This is a genomic window from Gemmatimonadota bacterium (assembly GCA_016713785.1).
In the GTDB taxonomy this organism is placed as follows: domain Bacteria; phylum Gemmatimonadota; class Gemmatimonadetes; order Gemmatimonadales; family GWC2-71-9; genus JADJOM01.
In genome coordinates this window covers 624,155-648,837 of record JADJOM010000001.1, presented here as the reverse complement: position 1 = coordinate 648,837, position 24,683 = coordinate 624,155, and the positions used below count along the sequence as shown (strand labels likewise).

Sequence of the window (24,683 nt, the reverse complement as noted above, 5' to 3'; positions counted from 1 at the left end):
CGACTGCCCGACCGCCCTACCGCCCTACCGCTCTACCGCCTTACCGCCCTACCGCCCTACCGCCCTACCGCCCCACCGCCTACCACCCCAGCGCGCCGCCGTCCTTGCGCCGGTCGGAGCCCGCCACCCAGCCGGTGCCGTCCCGGCGGATGAGCTGGGCGCCTCCCGCGGCGTCGGGGTGCAGCGTCTCCACCTGGTGGCCCAGCGCCGCCAGCGCCTCGCGCACCCCGGGCGGCATCCCTTCCTCCAGCGCCACGCGAAGCCCATCGTAGTGCCGGAACCGGGGGGCGTCGGCCGCCTGCTGCGGGTTCATGCCGAACAGCACCAGGTCGAGCAGCACCTGCACGTGGCCCTGCGGCTGCATCGCGCCACCCATCACCCCGAAGCTCATCCAGGGCTCCTCGCTCGCCGGCGTGCGGCGGGTGACGAACGCGGGGATCAGCGTGTGCCGCGGCCGCTTCCCCGGCGCCACCGTGTTGGGCAGCCCCGGCTCGAGCGAAAAGCCCGCGCCCCGGTCCTGCAGCGCGAAGCCGGTCCCCGGCACCACGATCCCCGAGCCGAACTCCTCGTACAGGCTGTTGATGAAGCTGACCATGTTTCCCGCGCTGTCCGCGGTGGTCAGGTAGATGGTCTCGCTGGCGGTGGCGGGGCTGCCCGGTTCAATGCGCGCCATGGCGCGGGTGGTGTCGAGCAGCCGGCGGCGGCCGGCCAGGTACTCGTCGTCGAGCAGCGCCGGGGCGCCCACCGTCATGGCGCGTTCGTCGCCCACGTACCGCGCCAGGTCGGCGAAGGCGAGCTTCTTGGCCTCGATCAGGCGGTGCAGGTAGGGTGCGCTGTTGTGGCCCAGCGCGGCCAGGTCGTACGGTTCGAGCAGCCGCAGCATCATGAGCGCCGCGATCCCCTGGTTGGGGGGCGGCAGCTCCCACAGCCGGTAGCCGCGGTACGGCGCCGAGATCGGCTCCACCCACTCCACCTCGTGGGCGCGCAGGTCGGCCAGCGTCAGGAATCCGCCCAGCTGCCCCAGCCGCTCCACCACCCGCGCGCCGAGGGAACCTCCGTAGAGCGCGGCCGGCCCCTCCGCCGCTACCTGTCGGAGCGTGGCGGCCAGGTCGGGATTGCGGAACCACTCCCCCGCCGCCGGGGCCCGGACCCCATCCACCAGGAAAGTGTGTCGCGCGCCCGCGTCCCGGCGGAGGACCGCGACGTTGCCGGCCCACTGCCGCGCAATGATCGGCGTGACCGCGAAGCCGCTGTCGGCGATCCGGATGGCGGGCTGCAGCAGCTCGCCCAGTGACCGGGTGCCGTAGCGGCGCACCAGCGCATCCCAGCCCGCCAGGGCGCCCGGCACCGTCACCGGCTCGGGGCCGCGATCCGGCACCGCCGTGTGCCCCCGCGCCAGGATCGCCTCCCGGGTCATCCCCGCGCCCGCGCGCCCGCTCGAGCGCAGCGCCACCAGCCGCCGCTCCCCGGCCGACCAGACCAGCGCGAACATGTCCCCGCCGATCCCGGTCATGTGCGGCTCCACCACCGCGAGCACCGCCGCCGCGGCCACCGCGGCATCCACCGCGTTGCCGCCCTGGGCCAGGACCTCGCGGCCCGCGGCGCTGGCCAGCAGCTGGCTGGTGGCCACCATGCCGCGTGGGGCGTGGACCGGGTCGCGGGACTGGGCGGCAAGGGGCATCGCAGTGACCAGGGCGAGGGCGGCAATGGGGAGGGAGTTCTTCATGATGGGAGAATGCCGGCCGCCCGAGACTCCCGCAAGGGAGCGGCGGGACGTACTCTTGGGCATGCGATCCCTGCTCGCTGGACTCATGCTGCTCGGCGCCGCCGCGCCCCCGCTCGCCGCGCAGGACCTCCTGGTCCGCCACGCCGACGTCTACGACGGCACCGGCGCCGCCCCGCGCCGGGCCGACGTCCGGGTGCGCGCCGGCCGCATCGCCGCGGTTGGCGACCTCACCCCGGCCCCGGGCGAGGCCGTGCTCGATGCCACCGGGCTGGCCCTCGCGCCCGGCTTCATCGACACTCACAGCCACGCCGACGAGGATCTCGGCGAGCACCCCGATGCGCTGGGCGCGGTGAGCCAGGGCATCACGACCATCGTGGGCGGGCAGGATGGATCCTCGCCCTTCCCGCTCTCCCGCTTCCTGGCCGAGCGGGAGCGCCAGCCCGCCGCGGTGAACCTGGCCATGTACGTGGGCCACGGCACGCTGCGCGACATCGTCCTGGGCCGCGACTTCAGCCGGGTCTCCACTGCCGAGGAGGTGGGCCGGATGAAGCTCCTGCTCCGCGGCGAGCTGGCCGCCGGCGCCCTCGGCCTGTCGAGTGGCCTCGAGTACGACCCCGGCATCTTCAGCGCCCCGTCGGAGCTCATCGACCTGGCGCGCGTCACCGCCGCGGCGGGCGGCCGCTACATCAGCCACGTCCGCAGCGAGGACCGGCACTTCTGGGCGGCCATCGAGGAGATCATCAATATCGGCCGGGAGGCGCGGCTGCCGGTGCAGGTCTCCCACACCAAGCTCGCCATGCGCTCCCTGTGGGGCGGGGCCGACTCGCTGGTCCGCCGGCTCGACGCCGCGCGCCGCGAGGGCATCGACATCACCGGCGACATCTATCCCTACACCTACTGGCACTCCACGCTCACGGTGCTGTTCCCCGATCGCGACTACCGGGACCGCGCCGCCGCCGAGTTCGCCGTCACCGAGGTGTCCACGCCGGAGGGGCTGCTGCTCGGCGTCTATCGCCCCACCCCGGAGTTCTCGGGGCGGACCCTCGCCGACGTGGCCCGCGAGCTGGGGCTCGATCCCGCCGCGGCGCTGATGGAGCTCATCCGCCGCGCCGAGGTGGCGCGGGCCGAGGGGGTGGAAGGGGTGGAGAGCGTCATCGGCACCAGCATGATCGAGCCTGACATCGAGCGGCTCATGCAGTGGCCGCACATGAACTTCTGCACCGACGGGTCGCTCGCCGGCCGGCATCCCCGCGGCTTCGGCAGCTACCCGCGGATCCTCGGCCGCTACGTGCGCGAGCGGGGCGTGCTCGGCCTCGCCGACGCCGTCCACAAGGCCACCGGGCTCGCCGCCGACCACGTGGGCCTGACCACCCGCGGCCGGATCGCGCCGGGCCAGGCCGCCGACCTGGTGCTCTTCGATCCCGCCACCGTGCTCGACCACGCCACCCCGTCGGCGCCGCAGGCGGTGAGCGTCGGGATCCGGCGGGTGTGGGTGAACGGCCAGGTGGTCTTCGCGGACGGGGCCGTCACCGCGGCGCGCCCGGGCCGGGTGCTGCGGCGGGAACCGGCGCGGTGACCCGCGACCGCCTCCTGCCGGAGGAGCTGCGCCGCCGGCTGGGCCGGGTGGGCTTTGCCATCGTGGTGGTGCTGGTGGGGGGGACCGTCGGCTACATGCTGCTCGAGGGCTGGACCTTCCTCGAGGGCATCTACATGACCGTGACCACCATCGCCACGGTCGGCTTCGGCGAGGTCCGCCCGCTGAGCAACACCGGGCGGTGGTTCACCATCATCCTCATCGTCTCGGGCACCGGCGTCATGGCGTTCCTGCTCGGGACCATCGTCGAGTACGTGGTGAGCGGCGAGCTCACCGGAGCGCTCAGGAGGCGTCGGGTGCAAGAGGCCATCGACCAGCTGCGCAATCACTACATCATCTGCGGCCACGGCCGGGTGGGGCAGGAGGTGGTGCACGACCTCGAGGAGGCCGGCGTCCCGGTGGTGATCCTCGACCGCACCCCGCCCGCCGAGGACATGGCCCGCGACCACCAGTGCCTGGTGGGCGATGCCTCCGACGACCAGGTGCTGGTGCGGGCCGGCGTGGCGCGGGCCCGCGGGCTCGTGGCCGCCACCGGCGACGACAACGCCAACATCGTCATCACCCTCACCGCCCGCGCCCTCAATCCCGCCCTGGTGATCGTGGCCCGCGCCAGCCACGGCGGCGCCGAGGCCAAGCTCATGCGCGCCGGCGCGAGCCACGTGATCTCGCCCTACCGGATCGGCGGGCGGCGGATGGCCACCCAGCTGCTCCACCCGCGGGTCACCGACTTCCTGGACCGGGTGATGCACTCGCGCGAAGTGGAGTTCTGGATCGAGGAGACCCGGGTGGAGCCCGCCAGCCGGCTGGCGGGCCGGCCCCTCGGCGAGGCGGGCATCGCGGCGGCCACCGGCGTGAACCTCCTGGCCCTCGCCCGCCAGGGGGATGGCGTCCTGCTGACCAATCCGGGAGAAGGGACCCGGCTCGAGGCGGGGGACGTGCTGATCGGCTTCGGCACGCGGGAACAGCTGGCGCGGCTGGCGCGCATCGCCACCGGCGCCACCGCCTAGGCGGCGCTCAGCGGGTGGGCATCCGCAGCAGCAGGGCGATCCACCCCACCCCCAGGCCGCTCAGCGCCACCTGGCCGGCGGGGTGGGGCATGAAGAAGATCACCGACACCCCGATGCTCACCGCGATGAACCCGATGGCCATGACCTTGTGCCGGACCGCCATGGCGCGGTGATCGCGCCAGTTGATGATCATCGGGCCGAAGCTGCGGGTGTTGAGCAGCCAGTTGTAGAACCGCGCTGAGGCGCGCACGTAGCAGGCGGCGGCCAGCAGCAGGAAGGGCGTGGTCGGCAGCAGCGGCAGGAAGGCGCCGAGCACCGCCAGCCCCACGCTCACGTGGCCGGCCGCCAGCAGCCAGAACCGCGCGATCCCGGATCGCGCCAGCCGCACTTCGTGGGTGTAATCCTTCCGGTCCACGGCCATGCTCCCATCCCGTTCTGCTGTCCGCCCACCCCGCCCCGCCCCCACTATCGGCAGCGCCGCACCCTTGCCCCCGGCGCCGGGGCCCCGCTAGACTGCGACTGCCAAAATGGCCGACTCGCGGCACGAGAGATCCATGAGCAAGCGCGACTTCCTGGCGATCCCCGACTTCACCCGGGCCGAACTCGAGACCCTGTTCGACCTGGCGCTGGCCATGAAGCGTGGAGCCTACACCGCCCGCCCGCTGGCCGGGAAGACCCTGGCCATGATCTTCGGCAAGACCTCCACCCGCACCCGCGTCTCGTTCGAAGTCGGGACCTGGCAGCTCGGCGGGCAGGCGCTCTTCCTGTCGTCCCGCGAGATCCAGCTGGGCCGCGGCGAGCCGATCCGTGACACCGCCCGGGTGCTCTCCGGCTACGTCGACGGCATCATGATCCGGACCTACGCCCACACCGAGGTGGAGGAGCTCGCGCGCTTCGCCTCCGTCCCGGTGATCAACGGCCTCACCGACCTGCTGCATCCCTGCCAGATCCTCGCCGACGTGCTCACCATGCGCGAGGCCTTCGGGGGCTGGGAAGGGAAGGTGGTGGCGTGGGTCGGCGACGGCAACAACATGGCCAACACCTGGCTGCAGGCCGCGGCGCTGCTGGGCTTCGAGCTGCGCATCGCCTGCCCCGAGGGGTACGAACCGAGCCGGGCCATCTTCGAGCAGGCCGCCGCCCGCACCCAGGTGAGCATCACCGAGCTGCCCGAGGAGGCGGTGGCGGGGGCCCACGTGGTCACCACCGACGTGTGGGCCTCGATGGGCCACGAGACCGAGGCCGAGACCCGCCGCGCCGCCTTCACCGGCTATGGCGTGGACGAGAAGCTGATGACCCTCGCCCGTCCCGAGGCGATCTTCCTGCATTGCCTCCCCGCCCACCGCGGCGAGGAGGTCAGCGACGCGGTGCTCGAGGGACCCCAGTCGCGGGTCTGGCTCGAGGCCGAGAACCGGCTGCACATCCAGAAGGCCCTCCTGGCCACGCTCATGGGATCCCACTCGACATGACCACGCTCCTCCGCACCCCGCTCTGCGACGTCCACAAGGCCCTCGGCGCGAAGATGGTGCCCTTCGCGGGCTGGGAGATGCCGGTGCAGTACGCCGGCGGCATCCTGGCGGAACACCGCGCCGTCCGCGAGGACGCGGGGATCTTCGACGTCTGCCACATGGGCGAGTTCGAGGTGACCGGCCCCGACCGCAACGCCTTCGTCAACCGGGTCACCACCAACGACGTCGCCGCGCTCGTCCCCGGCCAGGTGCAGTACTCCGCCTTCCTGAACGAGGCGGGCGGCGTCGTCGACGACTGCACCGTCTACCGCTTCGAGGACAAGGTGATGCTGGTCGTCAACGCGGCCAACATCGACAAGGACTGGGAGCACGTGGTGGCGCAGAAGAAGGGCGCCAACGTGCGGATCCGGAATGTCTCCGACGCCGTCGGCCTGCTCGCGCTGCAGGGCCCCCGCGCGGAGGCCCTGCTGCAGCCGCACACCGAGACCATCCTCCCCGACATCGGCTACTACCGCTTTGCCACCGGGCGGGTGGCGGGCGCCGGCTGCTTCATCTCGCGCACCGGCTACACCGGCGAGGACGGCTTCGAGCTCTACTGCCGCGCCCAGGACGCCGCGACCATCTGGCACGCCCTCACCGGTCCCGGCAAGGCCACCCCCATCGGCCTCGGCGCCCGCGATACCCTGCGGCTCGAGGTGGGCTACGCCCTCTACGGGAACGACATCGACGACGAGACCACCCCGCTCGAGGCGGGCCTCGGCTGGATCACGAAGATCGACAAGGGCGCCCCCTTCATGGGCGAGGCCGCGCTCAAGCGGCAGAAGCTCGCGGGCGTGGCGCGCCGGCTGGTCGGCTTCCGGATGGTGGGGAAGGGCATCCCGCGCCACGGCATGCCCACCCTGGTCGACGGCGTGGCCTGCGACGTGGTGCGCAGCGGCACCATGAGCCCGACCCTCGGCTACGCGATCGGGACCACCTACCTGCCGGCCAGCCACGCGGCGGTGGGCAGCCGGTTCCACGTCGACATCCGGGGCGAGGCGCTCGAGGCCGAGGTGGTCAAGCGGCCCTTCTACACCAAGGGGTCGGTCCGCCGCTAGGTCGGCCCCCGCGCCCGCCGCCATGCCTATCCGCCTCGCGATCCTGACCATCTCCGACGCCGGGAGCCGCGGCGAGCGCGCCGACGGCTCCGGCGACACGATCGTGGCGTGGGCCCGCGATCGGGGGTACGAGGTGGTGGAGCGCGCGCTGGTCCCGGACGAGGTCGCGGGGATCCGGGCGGCGGTGGTGCGCTGGGCCGATGAGGACCGGGCCGACCTGGTGCTCACCACCGGCGGCACCGGGCTCACCGTGCGCGACGTCACCCCCGAGGCCACCCGCGCGACGCTGGACAAGGAGGCGCCCGGCATCGCCGAGGCGCTCCGGATGTCGGTCTACCCCCGCTTCCACCGGGCCGCGCTCTCGCGCGGCGTGGCCGGGGTGCGGGGGCGGACGCTGATCGTGAACCTGCCGGGGAGTCCGGGCGGGGTGCGGGATGGGCTGGCCGTGCTGGACGACCTGGTCGTTCACGCGGTGGACCTGGTCCGCGGAACCCGCACCGGGCACTGACTCATGGCTTCCCAGATCCTGCTGACGATGGACGACCTCGAGACCGCGGTGCGCGTGAACGCCGCGCTCGAGGCCGCCGGGCACGCCACCGCGATGGTCTCCTCCCTCGACGACGCCCGCCAGGTCCTGCGCCGCGTGGCGCCGGAGCTGGTGGTGCTGACCGGGGCCGTCTACGAGGCGATGGCCCGCCAGCTGGCCGCCCTGGCCCGCGATGCGGAGATCTCCACCCTCGCCCTCCTCGAGGCCACCGACCAGCACGCCACCGACCGCGACACCCGGGCGGTGGACGTGACCGAGATCGCGGTCAAGCCGGTGAATCCCGCCGAGGTGGTGCACCTCGCCGAACGGCTGATCGCCCGGCGGGCGCTGCAGCAGCGGACCGGCATCATCGGCGAGAGCGCGCCGATCCAGGAGCTGCTGGTCAAGGTGGAGCAGATGGCCCCGGTCTCGAGCACGGTGCTCGTCCAGGGCGAGTCGGGCACCGGCAAGGAGCTGGTGGCCAAGGCCATCCACGACCTCTCGCCGCGGCGCGGCCGGCCCTTCATCGCGGTCAACTGCGCCGCGCTCCCCGAGACCCTGCTCGAGAGCGAGCTCTTCGGGCACGAGAAGGGGGCCTTCACCGGCGCCGCCGAGCGGCGCCTGGGGCGGTTCGAGCTGGCCGACACCGGGACCATCTTCCTCGACGAGATCGGCGAGATCCCCGCCAGCGTGCAGGTGAAGCTGCTGCGGGTGCTCGAGACCCGGACCTTCTTCCGGCTGGGCGGCGTGGCGCCGATCAAGGTCGACGTGCGGGTGGTGGCCGCCACCAACCGGAGCCTCCGGGACTCGGTGGGCCTGGGCGAGTTCCGGGACGACCTCTACTACCGGCTCAACGTCCTGACCCTCTACCTGCCGCCGCTCCGGGAGCGCCGCGGGGACATCCCCCTCCTGGTGCGACGTTTCGTTCGGGAACTCTCCCAGACTCACGACCGGCCCTTCCGGGGGATGACCCAGGAGGCGATGCAGCGGCTGGTCGAGGCACCCTGGCCGGGCAATGTGCGGCAGTTACGTAACCTCATCGAGTCGATGGTGGTTCTCGCTCCGGGACGGGAGGTCCGAGCCTCGGACATTCCCGCAGATGTGTTGGAGGGGGCCGACAGGTTTCTCCCCGTCCGGGTGGGGATGTCGGGGCTCGGGCAGGGGGGCGCCGGAGGCCAGGAACTGGAGTTCATCCTCAGGAATATCATGGACTTACGGTTCCAGCTGGAGGAGCTCCGGCGCCGCCTCGACGACCGCCCCCAGCGGGTGCAGGTCATCGAGCTCGGGGAGAGCCAGCCGGTGGCCGACGTTTTGCCAGCCAATGAGCCGGAGGAGCGTGGATCCGTGGTGTACCGGCCGGGGATGACCATGGCCGAGGTGGAAAAGGAGGCCATCGCCGCGGCCCTCATCCAGCACCGGGGCAACCGCCGCAAGGCGGCCGAGGTCCTGGGCATCGGGGAGCGGACCCTCTACCGCAAGATCAGAGCTTACAAACTAGACTAGGTGAGACCACCTAAGTCGTGACAAGCGTTGTATTTCCCGGTCTAGGCATCCTTGACACGCCCGGAGCCGGGTCACATATTGGCAGCGAGACCCAGTACCCCCAACGACCCAGGGTCTTCTCCAGTGATCTTTTCGATCGATCCAGGTGCATGCGTCGCATGCCTGGCGTGTGTCCGTGTCTGCCCGACAGGAGCCGTCGAGGTGCAGGAGCCCCTCGTTCGTATCGAGGAAGGCTCGTGCATTCGCTGCGGCCTCTGCGTGCCGGCCTGCCCGCACGACGCGATCGAAGTCACCGGGGAGCTGGGGCGGGCGATGGCGGTGGCGGCGCGGGGCGGCGGGGTGCTGATCCTCTCCCCCGAGGCGGCGGCGCACTTCTATCCCGCCACGCCGGAGCAGGTGGTGAACGCCTGCTACGCGGCCGGGTTCCGGATGGTGAACCGCGGCGTGGTCGGCGATGAGCTGGTGGCGCAGGAGTATCTCAAGCTGTGGCAGGACTCGAGCTGGGGCACGCTGATCCGCTCCACCGACCCGGTGGTGGTCGACACCATCCGGCGGGAGTTCCCGGAGCTGGTGCCGTACCTGGCCCCGGTGACCATCCCGGCGGTGGCCGAAGCGCGGTACCTGCGGGCGCAGCTGGGGGAGCGGCTGGAGATCGTCTTCGCGGCGGTGTGTCCGCCGGCGGGGCGTCCGGAGCTGGACGCGGCGATCACCTTCAAGGACCTGGACCAGCTGCTCAAGCTGCGCGGGGTGAACCCGCAGTCGCAGCCGGACTACTTCGTGCGGGTGCCGAGTGAGCGGCGGCGGCACCTCTCCACGGCGGGCGGGCTGCCCATCGCCCTGCTCGAGGAGGTGCCGCACACCAGCAAGCGCTTCCGGAAGGTGCGGGGGCTCTCGGAGCTGCGGGCGCTGGCCCGCGCGGTGTCGGTGGACCGGATGGACCTGGGCTTCGTGGACGTGCTGTCGCACGAGGGGTGGCTCGACCACCCGCTCTCGGGCCCGCGGGAGGAGCTGTTCTGGCGCCGCTCGCTGGTGGCGAGCACGGAGCCGCCCCGGAGCCGCTCGGCGGTGGTGGACCAGTCGGTGGTGGCGAGCTACGGGGCCACCTTCCAGATCGAGCCGCGGCTGCAGCAGGCCGACCCGACGCGGGTCGAGGAGCTGCTCGAGGCCATCGGGCCCGGTCCCAACGGCAAGGCCTGGGACTGCCGGGCCTGCGGCTTCGCCAGCTGCGAGCTGTTTGCGCACGCGGCCGCCATGGGGCGGGCCAGCCTGCGGCAGTGCCCGCCGCACCAGGCGCGGCGGGTGGAGGAGGCCGAGCGCGACAGCGCGGTCGACGCGCTCACCGGGCTCTCCGCCTACCGGGTGCTGCACGACCGGCTGACGTACGAGATCGAGCGCAGCAAGCGGAGCCTCGAGGGGTTCGCGCTGCTGTTCATCGACCTGGACTACTTCAAGCAGGTGAACGACCAGTTCGGGCACGAGGCGGGGAACCAGGTGCTCAAGGCGGTGGCGGCCGAGATCCGGCACGCCATCCGCGCTTCAGACTTGGCGGCGCGGTACGGGGGCGACGAGTTCGTGGTGATCCTCACCCGGACCGACCTCGAGGGCGCCAACCGCGTGGCCGAGGCCATCCGCGCCGGCATCGAGGGCGTGGGGCGCCGGCTGGGGTACCCGGTGGGGCACGTGACGGCGAGTATCGGGGTGGCCGAGTACGACGTGGGCCGCCCGCATGAAGGTGACCTCCTGGTGCAGGCCGACCGGGCGCTCTATCAGGCAAAGTCCCTGGGGCGGAACGCCGTCGCATGACGGCCCCCGCCCATGAGGAGTAGACCGACGTGACCGGACCTTCCCCCCTGCGGCAGCCCGATCAGCCCCCGCGCGACGCGCGCGCCGGGGGCACGTTCGAGAACGCCCCCGATCCCTGGGGCGTCCGCCGGGCGGAGAACCTGCTCACCAGCCTCGAGGGCGTGCTCTCCGCCCGCGTGGTCACCACGCCCCTCGGCGAGGTGAGCGAGGTGCACATCCTCGCCAACGCCGGGCTGCAGCCCAAGCAGCTGGTGCGGAACATCGAGTCCGCCCTGCTGGCGCAGCTGGGCCTCAAGGTGGATCACCGCAAGATCAGCATCGCCCAGACCGCCGAGGTGCGCCCCATCGAGGTGGTGGAGAAGGGCGTGGCCCGCGACCGCGCCATGAAGCGCGCGGCGCTGTTCGAGTCGCTCTTCGTGGCGCCGGGCAAGCGGCCCCACCGGGTGAGCCTGACCGTGTCGCTCTCGTTCGGCGGCACCACCGGCAGCGCGGAGGAGGAATCCTCCGACACCCCGCGCAGCAAGGTGGAGGCGGCCGCCCGCGCGGCGGTGCACGTCCTCGACCAGCTGCTTTCCGACCACTCGGTGGCGCTCGAGGGCGCCAAGATGGTCGATGCCTTCGACCGGCAGTTCGTCCTGGTGGCGGTGCAGGGGCTGGGCGGCCGCGAGGCCGTGCTCCTGATCGGCACCGCGGAAATCAAGGAAAGCGCGGAGCGGGCGGCGGTGTTTGCCGTCCTCGACGCCACCAATCGCTGGGCCGAGGCCCGGCGACCGACATAACGAAAGGGAAAAACGGCGGCAGCCCTGGTCTCGGTGTTGGTTGCAGTAGCGGAGGCTAGCGGAACAATTGATGAGCGGAGCGTCGGCCATGCCATAGCGAGGCTTGGCTCCTTCCGAGGGTTCTTTTGGTACTCGACAAGGAGACGCTCATGCACGCTGTATATGCTCTGGTCGCGGCGTTTGTCGCGCGGGCCGCGGTGAAGGTTTTCACTGCGTCTGAAGGACTAACCTGGAACTAGTCCAGGTTGCCTGGTCAGGGCTGCCGCCATGTTCTAGTTAGGAATCGCCCAATGAGGCTTAGGGTCAACCTGATCGTCGCACTTGTCGCTCTAGCAGCAGTCCTACTGCTGCTCGAAGCTTGGCGTGTGCCCGCGGGTTATCCTGGGATGTGGGCGATCGTGAGCTTTGCCATTTCTGCAGTCCTGCTCGAAACTACTGGCGACGATCTTCGGTTGGAGACTAAGGGGTCCACTTCGTTCGTAATCCACCTGGCGGCAGGGGCGGTTTTCGGTCCGTTTTGGGGCGCGCTGGTCGCCGGGCTTGCACCGTGCTAAGCGAAGTTCATCAAAGGAAGCCGCTCATCAAGGCGGTATTCAACACTTCGCAGAGGATGATTGCTGTTGCGGGCGGTGTGCTCGTTGTCTATTTCCTTGGTGCCCCAGTACCGCTGATTGATTTTCGTTCAGGCGCTCCGTCGATCGGAGCCCAGTTGCAACTTGGCCTTCTCTACTTCACCCTCTTTGCCAGCACCTATTTCGCCGTCAACACGACGCTCGTCAGCATGGTGGTCGCAATTAGTTCCGGGCGTCGATTCAGCGAAGTCTGGACGCTGACTTGTCGTGGGGTCATCGGCTACGACCTCGGCGCGAGCTTTCTTGCTCTGGTTGTTGGATACTTGTATGTCCAAGCGGATGAGCGCACTGGAATGGGGGCGCTCGGGCTAGTCGGGGCGTTGGTGCCGATTCTGGTGATCCGGCATATCTACGGGCTCTATCGAAAGCTCCAAAACTCCGGCCGAGAACTGCTAGATCTGATGGTCAAGGCCATCGAAGCGCGAGACCCGTACACCTCAGGTCACTCGGTGCGCGTGGCCACCCTGGCCAAGGCCATCGCCCAGGAAGCCAAGATGTCCGCGGAGGAGGTGGAGCAGGTCTACACCGCCGCCGTGATGCACGACGTGGGCAAGATCCACGAGGAGTTCGCCCCGCTGCTGCGGAAGGATTCCAAGCTCACGCCCGAGGAGACCGCCCTGCTGCAGACCCACCCGGTCAAGAGCGCCGACCTGGTGGGGATCATCTCGTCGTTCCGGGGCACGGTGCAGGACGCGGTGCGGAGCCACCACGAGCGCTGGGACGGCGGCGGCTACCCCGATGGCCTGGCCGGCGAGTCCATCCCGCTGGGGGCCCGGATCATCATGATCTCGGACACCACCGACGCCATGACCACCGACCGCCCCTACCGCAAGCGGCTGCCCATCGACGCGGTGGTGGCGGAGCTGCAGAAGTACCGGGGCACCCAGTTCGACCCGCGGCTGGTCGACCTGGTGGTCAACTCGGTCACCGTCCGCCGGGTCATGGCCGAGGTGTCGGCTGCCTCCAGTCGACCCGCCGACCCCACGATCGACAGCGGCTCCAAGCGCGTACAGGCGGCGCCCGGCGGCCTGCTCCGCGGCCGACCCAGTTGGCCGAGGATTCGGGCGTTCTAGCGAAGCGCTTCTAGCCTTCCAAGCTGTATAGTTACAGGCTCCGGGAGCCGAGCTAAGGCAAGCGAAAGCTGCTCTCGCTGGTCCGCAGAATTGAATCCGAGTTCCTCTCGGCAAAGCGCTAAAGACCCAAACACCTCAGCTTGGTCCAGTAGTTCGAGTTCCCCTCCGTTGTAGGCCACATCTTCCAAACGCGAGAGAGTTTCGCGGACCCCGAGGGACGCCCGCAGGCGGTATGTCCAGCGCGCGGACCTGCCCACCTCACCCGAAGATAGTGGACGAACCCCAATGTCCTCCGCTACTTCAGAAGCGAGGGCGTCGGCCTCCGACCTTGCCCCTGTCAGTAGACAAAGATCGGCCGTGAACAGCCCTTGGCGCTGGCGGACCCAACTGATCTCGTGGTTCTGCCAGGTATGCCTCAACCCTTGGACCTGCTGAGTGGCCTCACGTGTCAATCCGAGCATCGCAAGCGCCCATGCCCTCCAGAGCGAGGCTAGCTCAAGCTGCCAGGCGCCCCGATGTGCTTGTCCAAGTGCTACGCCACGGGTGCTCCAGTCAAGCGCGAGCTTGTATTGCCCAAGCCTACCGTAGGACATCGCTAGGTTTTGGCAGGTGACGCATGCAGAGAGATGGTCGCCGAGTTTGCCGTATAGTCTATTGCTCTCCTTCATGCATACAATCGCGGTATGGTACTCCCCCTTCCCAACTGCTAGCGCCCCAAGCGTGTTGCTGAGTGCAGCGATGGCGCTCGACTCAACCCCTCTGGATTGCGCCTCCGAACTTAAGGTAGTGAGGATCTCTTGTAGGTCCGGAAACTGGCTCAGTACGCGCTTTCTGTACGCAACGATAGCGAGGAGTCGTGCCGCTGCCACTCTGAGCTCGAATAGCCTCTGGCCAGATGAGTAGTCAGAAGTGATGGCGAGGATTTCTGTCAGCGTATTCTGGCGCTGAACTGAGAACGCCAAGGAGTAGGCTGCTGATAGTAACGGAACCCTCTCAGTGTCGTCGGTCGACTCTACAAGGGAGTCGAGGACGTGACCGACTAGGTCCTCTGCTAGGCGGCTCTCAGCGCAGAGACGCGCTCTCCCCGCAAGCTGAAGGGCTCGCTCCATTCCGCTGAGGTGGTCAGAGCTACCTGAGGGCAGACTCTGCAGCGACTCCTCCCACCGCCCCTGCTCCTGCAGCGCTTGCACCAGCGCCAGCTGCGCCGGCACCCGGTGCCGTGCACTGAGCGACGGCAGCGCGCTGCCGAGTGCCAGCTCCGCCTCCACCGGCGCCCCTTTGGCCAGGGTCTCCTGGGCCCCGCGCAGCAGGTAGGGCTCGGCCTCTGCCGCCCGCCCCGCCCGGTAGCAGTGCCACGCCAGCATCAGCCCCGGCACCGGCTCCCCGCGCCCCTCCGCCGCCAGCAGCCGGTCGGCGATCCGCCCATGGACCGCCCGCCGCACCGGTGAGGGCACCTCGAGATAGGTGTACCGTCGCAGCAGCTCGTTCCGGAACTCGACCCCCTTCCCGCCGTCCCGCAGGATCCGCGTGCTGGTGAGCTCCGCCATCCCCCGGAGAGTGTCGGCCAGGGAGAGGTCCACGATATCGTACATCGACAGGTCGTTGAGCCGGTCGCCCAGGATCGCCGCCAGGTGGAGCGCCGAGCGGGCGGTCGGCGAGAGGTCGCGCAGCACCCGGGCAAAGAGCTGCTCGTACGCCGTCGTATGGTCGGGGGCCCGCGCGGGGTCCTCGGTCATCGCCCCCACGGCGAGGGCCAGGCACTGCTCCCCGTGCTGCCGCCAGTCGTCGAACAGGAGCTCCGCCAGCATCGGAACGCCGGCCGCCGCCTGCAGCAGCGCCACCCGCGCCGCCGCCGGCAGCTCCCGCCCGGCGCCCGCCGCCAGGGCGTCGATCACCACCCCCATCTCCTCCGGGGTGAGCGGCTCCAGCCGCACCGGGACCAGCGCCAGCGGCTCCATCACCTCGAGCAGCCGCCGCGCGCTCGGCGCCCCCTGCAGCTCGCTCTCCCGCGCCGCGAGCAGCAGGGTCACCCGCTGCTCCTGGGTGCGGCGCATCAGCAGGTGCAGCACCGCGATGCTGGCGTCGTCGGCCAGGTGCACGTCATCCACCACCAGCACCAGGGGGTGCTCCTCCGCCACGGCGGTGATCAGCTCGTGCACCGCCTCGGTGAACCGCAGCCGGGCGCTCTCCCCCGCGGTGTCGCGGGGCGGCGGCAGGTTGCGGTAGCGCAGCGCCACCGTGGGGATCATCCGGGCCAGCTCCGCCAGCCACTCCGGGCTGGTCCCGCCCGCCCCCGGCCGCTCCAGCAGCACCCGCACCAGGCCTCCCACCGCAGCGTAGGGGATCTGCTGCTCCATCTCGTAGCACTGCACCCGGGCCGACACCGCTCCCTCGAGCCCGGTGGCCATGGTGAGCCGCTCCAGCAGGGTGGTCTTGCCCAGCCCGGAGTCGCCGAGCACCAGGCCGTGCCGGCCGGCGCCGTCGCGGGTGGACTCCCAGCGTTCGTACAGCACCCGGTACTGGTGCGTCCGCCCCACGAACGCATGGTCCCGCCACTGCTCGGTGGCCACCGGCGGCAGCTGCACCGAGCCGGCGGGGGTGTACCCGCGTTGCCGCAGCCGCAGCGCCATCCCCTCGACCAGCGGCGAGGGCGCGGCGTCGAGCTCCTCCGCCAGCTGGTCCCGCCACGTCCGGAAGATCCGCAGCGCCGAGACCCGGTCCCCGGCAAAGGCCCGCGCCTCCATCTTGGCGCGCACCGCGTCCTCGGCCAGCGGGTCGAGGGCCAGCAGCCGGTCGGCGTGCGGCTCGATGGCCGCGAAGTCGCCGGTGCGGCGGCAGCGATCGAGCAGCACCACCAGTGCATCGCGGATGGGCGGGAGCCAGCGCGCCCGCATGCCGTCGCGCCAGAACATGAACTCCGGCGCCCGGGTGATCTCGAACCCCTCCAGGAACCCGGCCACCTCGAGCGGCGGCCGCTGGTCGTCCCCCAGGACGTCCCCCCGCGCCAGGCGGTCCAGGTCCACCTCGAGGTCGGGGGCGAGCAGCCGGATGGTGTCGCGGGTGGTCTCGAAGGTCCGTGGCCCGAACCGCGCCCGGAGGACTGAAAGCGCCGTGGCCAGGCTGTGACGGCCCTCCGCCGGCCGGGCGTCGGGCCAGAGCAGGTCCACCAGCCGGTCCCGGCGATGGGGCTCCCGCGGCTCCGCGGCCAGGAACGAGAGCAGCGCGAGGTGCTTCCGGACCCGGAAGCGCACCGCCTCCCCCCCGGGGCCGCGGAGCTCCGGGGAGCCAAGACAACGGAAGAAGAAGCGTGCAGGCATGGATGGTCGGTATGCCGCGGGTATCAACCGATCGTCAACCGCCCCCCCGGCCGGCCGGGCGGGCGTCCCGTCCTATTCTTCCGCCCCCGTGCCGGGCCGCAAGGGGAGGCGGCTAGATTGCGGGCGCCCTCACACCGGAGCGTCATGGATGTCGCGGCCAGCCCCGTGGGTCCTCCCCACCCTCCTCCTCGCCGGCCTCGGCGCCTGCACCAACATCACCGGCACCGTTGGCGGCGCCGGACCCACCAGCAGCCAGTCGCTGGAGCTGCGGCTGGCCGTGGACGACGAGGTCCAGTCCGCCGCCAGCGCCCTGACCCTCGCCACCCCGGGCGTCCCCCCCGCCTTCGGCACCCCGGCCGGCTGCCCCGCCGCCTCGTCCACCGCCGACGGCGACGGTGACGGCATCCCCAACGATGCCACCTATACCTTCCTCAACCCGCCCTGCAGCGTCACCGGCCTGGGCGGCGGCGACTACGGCGTGACCGGCGCCCTGCGGGTCCAGGACCCCAGCGGCGGCAACGCGACCGCCTACGACCTGACCCTGACCGACCTGGCCTGGACCTACACCGATACCGCCGGCACGCTGAGCTACACCGCCACCCGCAACGGCACCCGGAGCCGGCTGGGCTCGAGCAGTGCCGCCAGCCTGGCGGTGGACATCGAGATCGTCCGGGAACGGCCCAACCGGGTGGCCGCCACGGTCACCCTGGCCACCACCACCAGCTTCACCGCCAGCAACGCCGGCACCGTCCAGGTGGGCCAGCCGCTCCCCGACGGCAGCCTCACCATCGCCGGCTCGCTGGATTGGGAGCGGAGCACCGAGCAGTGGTCGCTGGCGGTGGCCACCCCGCAGCCCCTCAATTACGACGCCGACTGCACCGATACTCCCCAGCGGATCAAGGCCGGGAAGGTGACCCTGACCGGCACCGTCCGCGGCCAGGCCGGGGTGCTCACCCTCACCTGGACCGCCTGCGGCGCCCCCCCCAGCCGGAGCTGGACCCCCGGGGCCTGAATCCCGCTCAGGATCATGCGCTGGGTCACATCGGGGCTGTGGCGCCGCTGACGGCGCCGACCCGATCCCGGGGTCTATCTTGTGGTCTGGCAGGCAGTTTCGGGCCGCGAACGGTTTCCACGTTGAGGAGGAGCAGCCATGAAGGGCATGCACGGGCTTCGGCGTTTTGCCATGGGTCTGGCCACCGTCACGGCGGTCGCCGCCTGCGGCGACAGCAGCGGTCCCAAGGGGAATGACACGATCGATCCCGCCCAGGCGGCGGTGGTGGGGCAGGAGGCGGCCGGCCAGATCGCCGATATCGCCAGCGACCTGACCACCCTCAACGCCTCCAGCGGCGGCCTGGGCAGCGGGCTCTTTGCCCCCGGCGCCCCGGGCAACCGGGTGGCCCGCATCATCGGGCGCAGCCTGCCCAGCCAGTACCAGGCCCAGTTCGCCGCCTTTGCCGCCCCCGACGCCGAGTGCCTGCCGGTGGTCTCCGGCGACACTACCGATTCCGACCTCGACGGCATCATCAACAACGTCACGCTGACCTTCGGCCCCGGCGACTGCGCCTACCAGGACTCCCTGGGCAACGGCTTCGCCGTGACCGGCGCCTTCAGGCTGCAGGACACCGACGGCGGCTCCACCCTGTGGGGCTTCGCGGTGGACTACGCCAACTTCCGGGTGCTCTTCTACAGCGACTCGACCAGCGCCGGCTATGAGTTCGACGGCGGCTACGACGCCACGGTCACCGCGGCCAACGCCACCGCCAACCAGAACTTCATCGCCCGCTGGCGGGTGAACGGCAACCCGGTGCTCCGCGCCGACTACGCCTGGGGCGTGACCTTCCTGCCCGACACCGGCAGCCTCGACCCCGGCCAGGGCGAGCTGCAGAGCGGCACCTTCGACATCACCGGCGACTACAGCTGGTCCGGCAACTTCGGCCAGGCCGACGGCGACTGGAGCTTCACGGTCTCCACCCCGACGCCGCTGCACTACAACGAGTCCTGCGACACCGATCCCGAGCTCGACGGCGGGCAGGTGCGCGCCGCGATCAACGGGCGCAACAACATCGGCTTCACCGTGGACTACGGCCCGGGCTGCGGCCAGGAGACGGTGAACACCTTCGATACCAACGCCACCTGAGCGGCGTCCGGTCCTGATGGCCGAACGGCCCGGGCATCCGCCCGGGCCGTTCGTTGTTTCCCCACTCCGCGCCGCCGCTCAGGCGGTCCAGCCGCTCCCGGCCACCAGCTCCCGCACCACGTCGTCGTTGGTCCGCCCCGCCGCCTCGGCGGCGAAGTTGGTCACCACCCGGTGCCGCAGCACCGGGAGCGCCACCGCCCGCACGTCGTCCAGGTCGGCCATGGGGCGCCCGGCGATCGCCGCGCGGGCCTTGGCGCCCAGCACCAGGTACTGCGAGGCGCGGGGCCCCGCCCCCCACTCCACGTACTCCCTGACCAGGGCCGGCGCCTCCCCGTCGGCGGGGCGGGTGAGCCGGGTGAGCGCCACCGCCGCCCGCACCAGCTGCTTCGAGACCGGGATCCGCCGCACCAGCTCCTGCGCCGCCCGCACCTGGGTCGCGTCGAGCACCGGCTCCAGCCGCGCCACCCGGGCGCCGGTGGTCTGCTCCACGATGGCCTCCTCCTCGCTCCGGGTGGGGTAGCCCACCCGCAGCTCGAGCATGAAGCGGTCGAGCTGGGCCTCGGGGAGCGGGTAGGTGCCTTCCTGCTCGATCGGGTTCTGGGTGGCCAGCACGAAGAACGGCTCGGGGAGGTGGTAGGTCTGCCCACCCGCGGTGACCTCGTGCTCCTGCATGGCCTGCAGCAGAGCGGCCTGGGTCTTGGGCGGGGTCCGGTTGATCTCGTCGGCCAGCACCACGTTGGCGAAGATCGGCCCCTGCACGAACCGGAACACCCGCTTGCCGGTGCTCAGGTCCTCCTCGATGATCTCGGTGCCGGTGATGTCGGAGGGCATCAGGTCCGGGGTGAACTGCACCCGGTTGAACGACAGGTGCAGCGCCTCGGCCACCGTGGAGACCATCAGCGTCTTGGCCAGCCCCGGGACCCCGATGAGCAGCGCGTGTCCCCCGGCCAGAATGGCCGTCAGGATGCCGTCCACGGCCTCCTGCTGACCCACGATCCGGCGCGCCACCTGGCCCCGGAGGTGCTCCACCGCGCGGGCCAGGTGGGCCAGCTGCTCGACGTCCGATTGGGGCTGGGTGGCGGTCATGGGGTCCGGGTTGGGACGAGAGGCGGGAAACCGGGAGCGCTCCCGAGTACGGGCAAGAGGTTAGCGGGTTTCGCCGGGAGCGGCAAATGCGTCGAACGTTCCGGCCCGGGACGAGGCGGTAGGGCGGTAGGGCGGTAGGGCGGGACCTCTGGTCTGCCGAGCCGCCGAGTTTGCGAAATATTTCACAAGCGGGTACTTTTCCCCGGCTTATGGGGCCGAAAAAGCCGGTCGGCCAGGAGCTGGGCCAGGCGTGGAAGTACGACACCCTCGGCTACACCTTCGCCTTCAGCGTCATCTTGTGGGCTGGGGCGGGCTACCTGCTCGACCGGGTGCTGGGCACGATGCCCTTCCTCACGATCCTCGGGACGCTCGTGGGCGCGGGGCTGGCCTTCCTGTGGGTGTTCCTCAAGGTGCGGCAGGACGAGGACGGGTTCCGGGCCCGGCACCGTCCTCCCACGGAGCCACCGGCTCCGTGAAGGTGCTGGCCGCCGGGCTGCTGCTCACCGCCCTGGTCACGGCCGCGCTCGTGACCTGGCTGGGCCGCGCAGCGCTGCTGCCGGCCGCGGTGATGGGCGGGGTGGCGATCGCCATCGAGCTGGTGGCGGTGCGGGCGCTCCGCCGCGGCTTCGCCGCCGCGGGGACGGCCGAGTTCTTCAAGGGATTCGGCATCGGGATGATGCTCCGCCTCGGCGGGGTGGTGCTGTTCGCGGTGCTCGCGGCGTGGGACCGGGAGCGGTTCCTCCCGCTGGCGGCCGGGCTGGGTTACGTCGGGGTCCTCATTCCCCTGCTCTTTCTCGAGGTCAGGTTCATCCGATGATGCTCCAGGAAGCGGTCAACGTCGGCGAGATGGTGCTGCACCACACGGCGGACGCGTGCGTGATCGACGCCTACCCGCTGTTCGAGTGGCACATCCCGGGCTGCCACCTGCAGTACCCGGTGTCGGCGTCGCTGTCGCCCACCAAGCACCTGATCTTCATGCTGCTGGCGGCGGTGCTGGTCTTCGTCTCGATGTGGGTGGCCGCGCGCGGCGTGGCCCGCACCCGGGCGGGCGAGGCGCCCAAGGGCTTCGCCGGCGCGATGGAAGGCCTGGTGCTCTGGGTCCGCAACGACATCGCCATCGCCAACATCGGGCACGACGGCGCGAAGTTCGCCCCGCTCATCATCACGCTGTTCTTCTTCATCCTCTACTGCAACCTGCTCGGCCTGCTCCCCTGGGGCAGCGCGGCCACCGGCAACCTCTCGGTGACCGGCGGGCTGGCCATCATCGTGTTCCTGACGGTGGAGATCGCCGGCTTCCTCAAGGTGGGCCCCAAGGCCTACATGGCGACGATCTTCCCCCACTTTCCCGGCATGCACGGCCCGGGCGCGGTGGCGCTGTCCATCTTCATGGCGCCCATCGAGCTGCTCGGCAAGATCGTCAAGCCCTTCGCGCTCGCGGTCCGGCTCTTCGGCAACATGACCGCCGGCCACTTCGTGATCCTGTCGCTGTTCGGCATCGTGTTCCTGTTCGGCCACCTGGGCATGTGGAGCTACGGCATCGGCCTCGCCACCGCGGGGCTGGTGGTGGGCATCATGCTGCTGGAGCTGATCGTGGCGCTGCTGCAGGCGTACGTGTTCGCGCTGCTCAGCTCGGTGTTCATCGGGCTGATGCAGCACGAGCACTAAGGGCGGTAGGGCGGTACAGCGGTACAGTGGTATGGCAGTGGGAGCCCGAGGGCGGCATCCGGCCGCGGGGTCCCGGTAGCCCGGCCGAATGGCGGGGCGATATCCGCTGCCCTTCGGGGCGCTGGCGGATCGCGGTGCGGACCCGGGCCGGGAGACCTGGGCACCCGCCGGTGGATGCAGCGGCGCCATCCGGGCGCCCACCCACGCAATCTCCCACGGATTCACTCAGGGGAATGACATGCTGACCATGCTCGCTCTGCTCCAGGAAGTCGCGCCGGCCGCTGGCGCCGGTTATGGCCTGCTCGGCGCCGGCCTCGCCATCGGTCTCGCCGTGATCGGCGCCGGCCTGGGCCTGGGCCGGATCGGCGGCCAGGTGGCCGAGTCGATCGCCCGCCAGCCCGAGGCGGCCGGCGACATCCGCGGCGCGGGCCTGCTGATCGCGGTGCTGCTCGAGGGCGCGACGATCATCGCCCTGGTGTTCGCGCTGCTCTTCAAGCTCATCAAGTAACCCGAAAGCGCGGGCTCCATGATCACCATGCTGCTGACGCTGGTCTCGGAGGGCGGGGAGGGCGGCGCGCCGTCACCCTTCGCCGTCAACTCCGGGCTCGTCATCTGGACCTGGGTGGTCTTCGTCGTCCTCCTGTTCCTGCTGAAGAAGTTCGCCTTCCCGGCGATCCTCAAGGCCACGGAGGAGCGGGAGCGCACCATCGCCCGCCAGCTGGACGAGGCCGCGAAGGCCAACACGGAAGCGAAGGCGCTGCTCGACGAGAACCGGCGGCTGCTCGCCGAGTCCCGGACCCAGGCGCAGGCCATGATGGCCGAGGCCAAGTCCGCGGCCGAGAAGGAGCGGGCGACGGCGATCGACAAGACCCGGCACGAGCAGGAGGAACTGCTCGAGCGGGCCCGCCGCGACATCGCGGCCGAGCGGGACAAGGCGCTGACGGACCTCCGCCGCGAGGCGGTGGACCTCTCGCTGGCGGCGGCGGGCCGGCTCATCGGCCAGAAGCTCGACGGCGCGTCCGACCGGTCGCTGGTCGAGGGCTACCTCGCCAGCCTGGAGAAGGCCACGTGAGGCACGAGACCATCGCCCGCAACTACGCCGAGGTGCTGTTCGACCTGGGCGAGAAGAGCGGGCGCACGGCGCTGTACGCCGACCTGCTCGACGCCGTGGCGGGCGGGATCGCCGCCGCGCCGACGGTGCAGGCGGTGCTGATGTCGCCGCGGGTCACCAAGCCGCAGAAGACCGCGATCCTCGCCGGGGCGCTGCCGGACGCGCCCCGCGACTTCGTGCTCTTCCTCGGCGCGGTGGTCCGCCGCGGCCGCCAGGGGTTGTTCCAGGAGATGGCGCAGGCCTACCTCGACCTGGTGGACCTCAAGCTCAACCGCGTCCGGGCGGCGGTCACCGTGGCGCGGCCGGCCGATGAGGCGCTGCGGAAGACCATCGCCGCGCGGCTCACCGAGGTGGTGGGCAAGCAGGTGCTGCCCCGGTTCACCGAGGACCCGTCGATCCTGGGCGGGGTCGTGGTCCGGGTCGGCGACCGGGTGTTCGACGGCTCGGTCAAGCGCCGGATGACGTTGCTCCGGCGGGCGCTGCTGGCCCGCTAGGCGCGACAGCATCGCGGTATCCACGGGCCCATCCTTCACGGGTGGGCCCGTGGCGCATGGCCCACCCTGCTTGACACAGGCGCCGCCGGCGGGCACATCTAGGCGCCTCTCCCACGGAACCCGCCATGCCACGTCGTGTCACCCCGCTGCTGCTCCTTGCCCTGGGCATGGCCGGCGGCCTCCGCGCCCAGGCGCCCGCCGCCGACCCCTGGGCCGCCGACCTCGACGCCTACATCCGCCACGGCACCGCCGACTGGGCCATTCCCGGGCTGGCGGTGGCGGTGGTGCGCAACGACTCGGTGGTGTTCCTCCGCGGCTACGGCGTCCGCGAGCTGGGGCAGCCGGGGGCGGTGGGGCCCCACACCCTCTACGGCATCATGTCCACCACCAAGGCCATGACCGCCGTGGCGCTGGCGCAGCTGGTGGACGACGGCACCCTGGCCTGGGACGATCCGGTCACCCGCTGGGTGCCGGAGTTCCAGATGCCGGAGCCGTACGTGACCTCCTCGCTCCGCGTCATCGACCTGCTCACCCACAACGCCGGCCTCGGCAACGCCGACCTGCTCTGGTCCCGCGGCGATGTGCCCCGGGGCGAGATCTTCCGCCGGCTCCGCCTGCTCGCGCCCGCCTACCCGCTCCGGGGCGGCTTCGTCTACCAGAACCTGATGTACGGGTTGGCGGGCGAGGTGATCGCCCGGGCCTCGGGGATGCGCTACGAGGAGTTCCTCCGCCGCCGCCTCTTCAACCCGCTCGGGATGACCCGGAGCTACGCCAGCCTGGCCGCCATGCGGGCCACGGCCGATCCCGACCGCTCGGCGCCGCACTACCGCATCCGCGACACCATCCGGGTGATCGGCGAGGATGACGTGGACGTGGTGGGGAGCGCCGGCGCGGTGTGGTCCACCGCCGCGGACATGGCGACCTGGGTCCGCTTTCTCCTGGCGGGGGGGCGCACCGCCGGCGGGCGGCAGCTGCTGAGCGAGCGGAGCTTCGCGACCCTCCTCGCGCCGCACGCGATCATCCCGCCGGAGCAGTACTACCCCACCGCCGCGCTTACCCGGCCGCACTGGCGCACCTACGGCCTCGGCTGGTTCGAGCAGGACTACCGGGGCGAGTTCGTCGCGTTCCACACGGGGAGCCTCGCGGGGCGCACCGCGCTGGTCGGGCTGCTGCCGGGGCGGCACACCGGGGTGGTGGTGCTCGGCAACCTGGACCACGCGGAGTTCCGCCATGCCCTGATGCTCCGGGTCTTCGACCTGGCCATCGGCGGCCCGGCGCGGGACTGGAGCACCGAGCTGCTGGCGCTGTACACCGCGCGCCGGGGCGCGCCGCCCGACCCGGCGGCGGGGCGCGTGCCGGACACCCGGCCCTCGCTGCCGCTGGCGGCCTACGCGGGCCGGTACGTCCACCCGCTCTGGGGTGACATCGTGATCACCCTCGCGGGCGAGGCGCTCACCTTCCGCATGGGGGTCTCGAGCGAGCTCGCCGGGCCGATGGAGCACCTCCACTACGACACCTTCCTGGCCCGGCTGGGGGATGGCCGCGACCCGCCGCCCAGGGTGGTGTTCGGACTCGGCGGGGACGGCACGGTGGCCGAGCTGCAGGTGCCCGACTACGGCCTGGAGGGGTTCCGCCGCGATCCCTGAGGCGGGGGACCGGATATTGCA

General features: G+C 71.2%; 22 protein-coding genes. 18 read left to right on the top strand and 4 right to left on the bottom strand.

All coding sequences use genetic code 11. From position 1 onward, the window contains the following. Window positions 1–79 precede the first annotated feature (79 nt). Complete coding sequence (gene ggt / locus IPJ95_02860) at window positions 80–1,726, bottom strand: gamma-glutamyltransferase (GenBank protein MBK7922555.1); 1,647 nt, start codon at window positions 1,724–1,726, stop codon at window positions 80–82. Between the two features lie 85 nt (window positions 1,727–1,811). Here ggt and IPJ95_02855 point away from each other — a divergent pair, with 85 nt between their 5' ends. After that, complete coding sequence (locus tag IPJ95_02855; protein MBK7922554.1) at window positions 1,812–3,302, top strand: D-aminoacylase; 1,491 nt, start codon at window positions 1,812–1,814, stop codon at window positions 3,300–3,302. After that, window positions 3,299–4,327, top strand: coding sequence for a potassium channel protein (locus tag IPJ95_02850; protein ID MBK7922553.1), 1,029 nt, complete (start codon window positions 3,299–3,301; stop codon window positions 4,325–4,327). The genes IPJ95_02855 and IPJ95_02850 overlap by 4 nt, the downstream gene beginning before the upstream one ends. Before the next feature lie 7 nt (window positions 4,328–4,334). On the opposite strand, the gene IPJ95_02845 is transcribed toward IPJ95_02850, so the two are convergent. After that, complete coding sequence (locus IPJ95_02845; GenBank protein MBK7922552.1) at window positions 4,335–4,742, bottom strand: YbaN family protein; 408 nt, start codon at window positions 4,740–4,742, stop codon at window positions 4,335–4,337. A 139-nt stretch (window positions 4,743–4,881) separates the two neighbouring features. On the opposite strand from IPJ95_02845, the gene argF reads away from it, so the two are divergent. The 7 genes from argF to IPJ95_02810 all read left to right on the top strand — a co-directional run bounded on the left by argF (window position 4,882) and on the right by IPJ95_02810 (window position 13,206). Next, window positions 4,882–5,793, top strand: coding sequence for an ornithine carbamoyltransferase (gene argF, locus IPJ95_02840; GenBank protein ID MBK7922551.1), 912 nt, complete (start codon window positions 4,882–4,884; stop codon window positions 5,791–5,793). Then, complete coding sequence (gene gcvT, locus IPJ95_02835) at window positions 5,790–6,890, top strand: glycine cleavage system aminomethyltransferase GcvT (protein MBK7922550.1); 1,101 nt, start codon at window positions 5,790–5,792, stop codon at window positions 6,888–6,890. Before argF ends, gcvT begins: the two co-directional genes overlap by 4 nt. A 22-nt stretch (window positions 6,891–6,912) precedes the next feature. Then, a complete protein-coding gene (locus tag IPJ95_02830) occupies window positions 6,913–7,398 on the top strand; it encodes a MogA/MoaB family molybdenum cofactor biosynthesis protein (protein MBK7922549.1) in 486 nt (161 codons plus the stop codon). A gap of 3 nt (window positions 7,399–7,401) precedes the next feature. Beyond that, window positions 7,402–8,919: a sigma-54-dependent Fis family transcriptional regulator gene (locus IPJ95_02825; protein ID MBK7922548.1), complete on the top strand. Its 1,518-nt coding sequence runs from the start codon at window positions 7,402–7,404 to the stop codon at window positions 8,917–8,919. Between the two features lie 123 nt (window positions 8,920–9,042). After that, on the top strand, window positions 9,043–10,722 hold the full coding sequence (locus IPJ95_02820) for a diguanylate cyclase (protein ID MBK7922547.1): 1,680 nt from the start codon (window positions 9,043–9,045) through the stop codon (window positions 10,720–10,722). 29 nt (window positions 10,723–10,751) lie between these two features. Then, window positions 10,752–11,501, top strand: coding sequence for a hypothetical protein (locus IPJ95_02815; protein MBK7922546.1), 750 nt, complete (start codon window positions 10,752–10,754; stop codon window positions 11,499–11,501). Between the two features lie 1,033 nt (window positions 11,502–12,534). Beyond that, window positions 12,535–13,206, top strand: a complete 672-nt coding sequence (locus tag IPJ95_02810; GenBank protein ID MBK7922545.1) for an HD-GYP domain-containing protein — start codon at window positions 12,535–12,537, stop codon at window positions 13,204–13,206. Here the strand turns inward: IPJ95_02810 and IPJ95_02805 are convergent. Continuing rightward, entirely contained in the window at window positions 13,203–16,523 is a 3,321-nt protein-coding gene (locus IPJ95_02805) for an AAA family ATPase (protein ID MBK7922544.1), read from the bottom strand. The two genes, IPJ95_02810 and IPJ95_02805, sit on opposite strands and share 4 nt — an antisense overlap. Window positions 16,524–16,671: 148 nt before the next feature. Here IPJ95_02805 and IPJ95_02800 point away from each other — a divergent pair, with 148 nt between their 5' ends. Continuing rightward, window positions 16,672–17,535 carry a hypothetical protein gene (locus IPJ95_02800; protein MBK7922543.1) on the top strand — a complete coding sequence of 288 codons (864 nt, stop codon included), beginning with the start codon at window positions 16,672–16,674 and terminating at the stop codon, window positions 17,533–17,535. 138 nt (window positions 17,536–17,673) lie between these two features. Beyond that, window positions 17,674–18,660: a hypothetical protein gene (locus IPJ95_02795; protein MBK7922542.1), complete on the top strand. Its 987-nt coding sequence runs from the start codon at window positions 17,674–17,676 to the stop codon at window positions 18,658–18,660. A gap of 78 nt (window positions 18,661–18,738) precedes the next feature. On the opposite strand, the gene IPJ95_02790 is transcribed toward IPJ95_02795, so the two are convergent. Next, a complete protein-coding gene (locus tag IPJ95_02790) occupies window positions 18,739–19,746 on the bottom strand; it encodes a MoxR family ATPase (GenBank protein MBK7922541.1) in 1,008 nt (335 codons plus the stop codon). Between the two features lie 209 nt (window positions 19,747–19,955). On the opposite strand from IPJ95_02790, the gene IPJ95_02785 reads away from it, so the two are divergent. From IPJ95_02785 to IPJ95_02755, 7 genes are all read left to right on the top strand, one after another. Then, window positions 19,956–20,222, top strand: a complete 267-nt coding sequence (locus IPJ95_02785) for an AtpZ/AtpI family protein (GenBank protein ID MBK7922540.1) — start codon at window positions 19,956–19,958, stop codon at window positions 20,220–20,222. Continuing rightward, entirely contained in the window at window positions 20,219–20,563 is a 345-nt protein-coding gene (locus tag IPJ95_02780) for a hypothetical protein (GenBank protein ID MBK7922539.1), read from the top strand. The genes IPJ95_02785 and IPJ95_02780 overlap by 4 nt, the downstream gene beginning before the upstream one ends. After that, on the top strand, window positions 20,560–21,411 hold the full coding sequence (gene atpB / locus IPJ95_02775; GenBank protein MBK7922538.1) for a F0F1 ATP synthase subunit A: 852 nt from the start codon (window positions 20,560–20,562) through the stop codon (window positions 21,409–21,411). Before IPJ95_02780 ends, atpB begins: the two co-directional genes overlap by 4 nt. 241 nt (window positions 21,412–21,652) lie before the next feature. Further along, window positions 21,653–21,919: an ATP synthase F0 subunit C gene (gene atpE, locus IPJ95_02770; GenBank protein MBK7922537.1), complete on the top strand. Its 267-nt coding sequence runs from the start codon at window positions 21,653–21,655 to the stop codon at window positions 21,917–21,919. A gap of 18 nt (window positions 21,920–21,937) precedes the next feature. Beyond that, window positions 21,938–22,483, top strand: a complete 546-nt coding sequence (gene atpF / locus IPJ95_02765; protein ID MBK7922536.1) for a F0F1 ATP synthase subunit B — start codon at window positions 21,938–21,940, stop codon at window positions 22,481–22,483. Continuing rightward, entirely contained in the window at window positions 22,480–23,016 is a 537-nt protein-coding gene (atpH, locus tag IPJ95_02760; GenBank protein MBK7922535.1) for an ATP synthase F1 subunit delta, read from the top strand. Before atpF ends, atpH begins: the two co-directional genes overlap by 4 nt. A 125-nt stretch (window positions 23,017–23,141) precedes the next feature. Further along, window positions 23,142–24,662, top strand: coding sequence for a serine hydrolase (locus IPJ95_02755; protein ID MBK7922534.1), 1,521 nt, complete (start codon window positions 23,142–23,144; stop codon window positions 24,660–24,662). The last annotated feature ends 21 nt before the right edge of the window (window positions 24,663–24,683 follow it).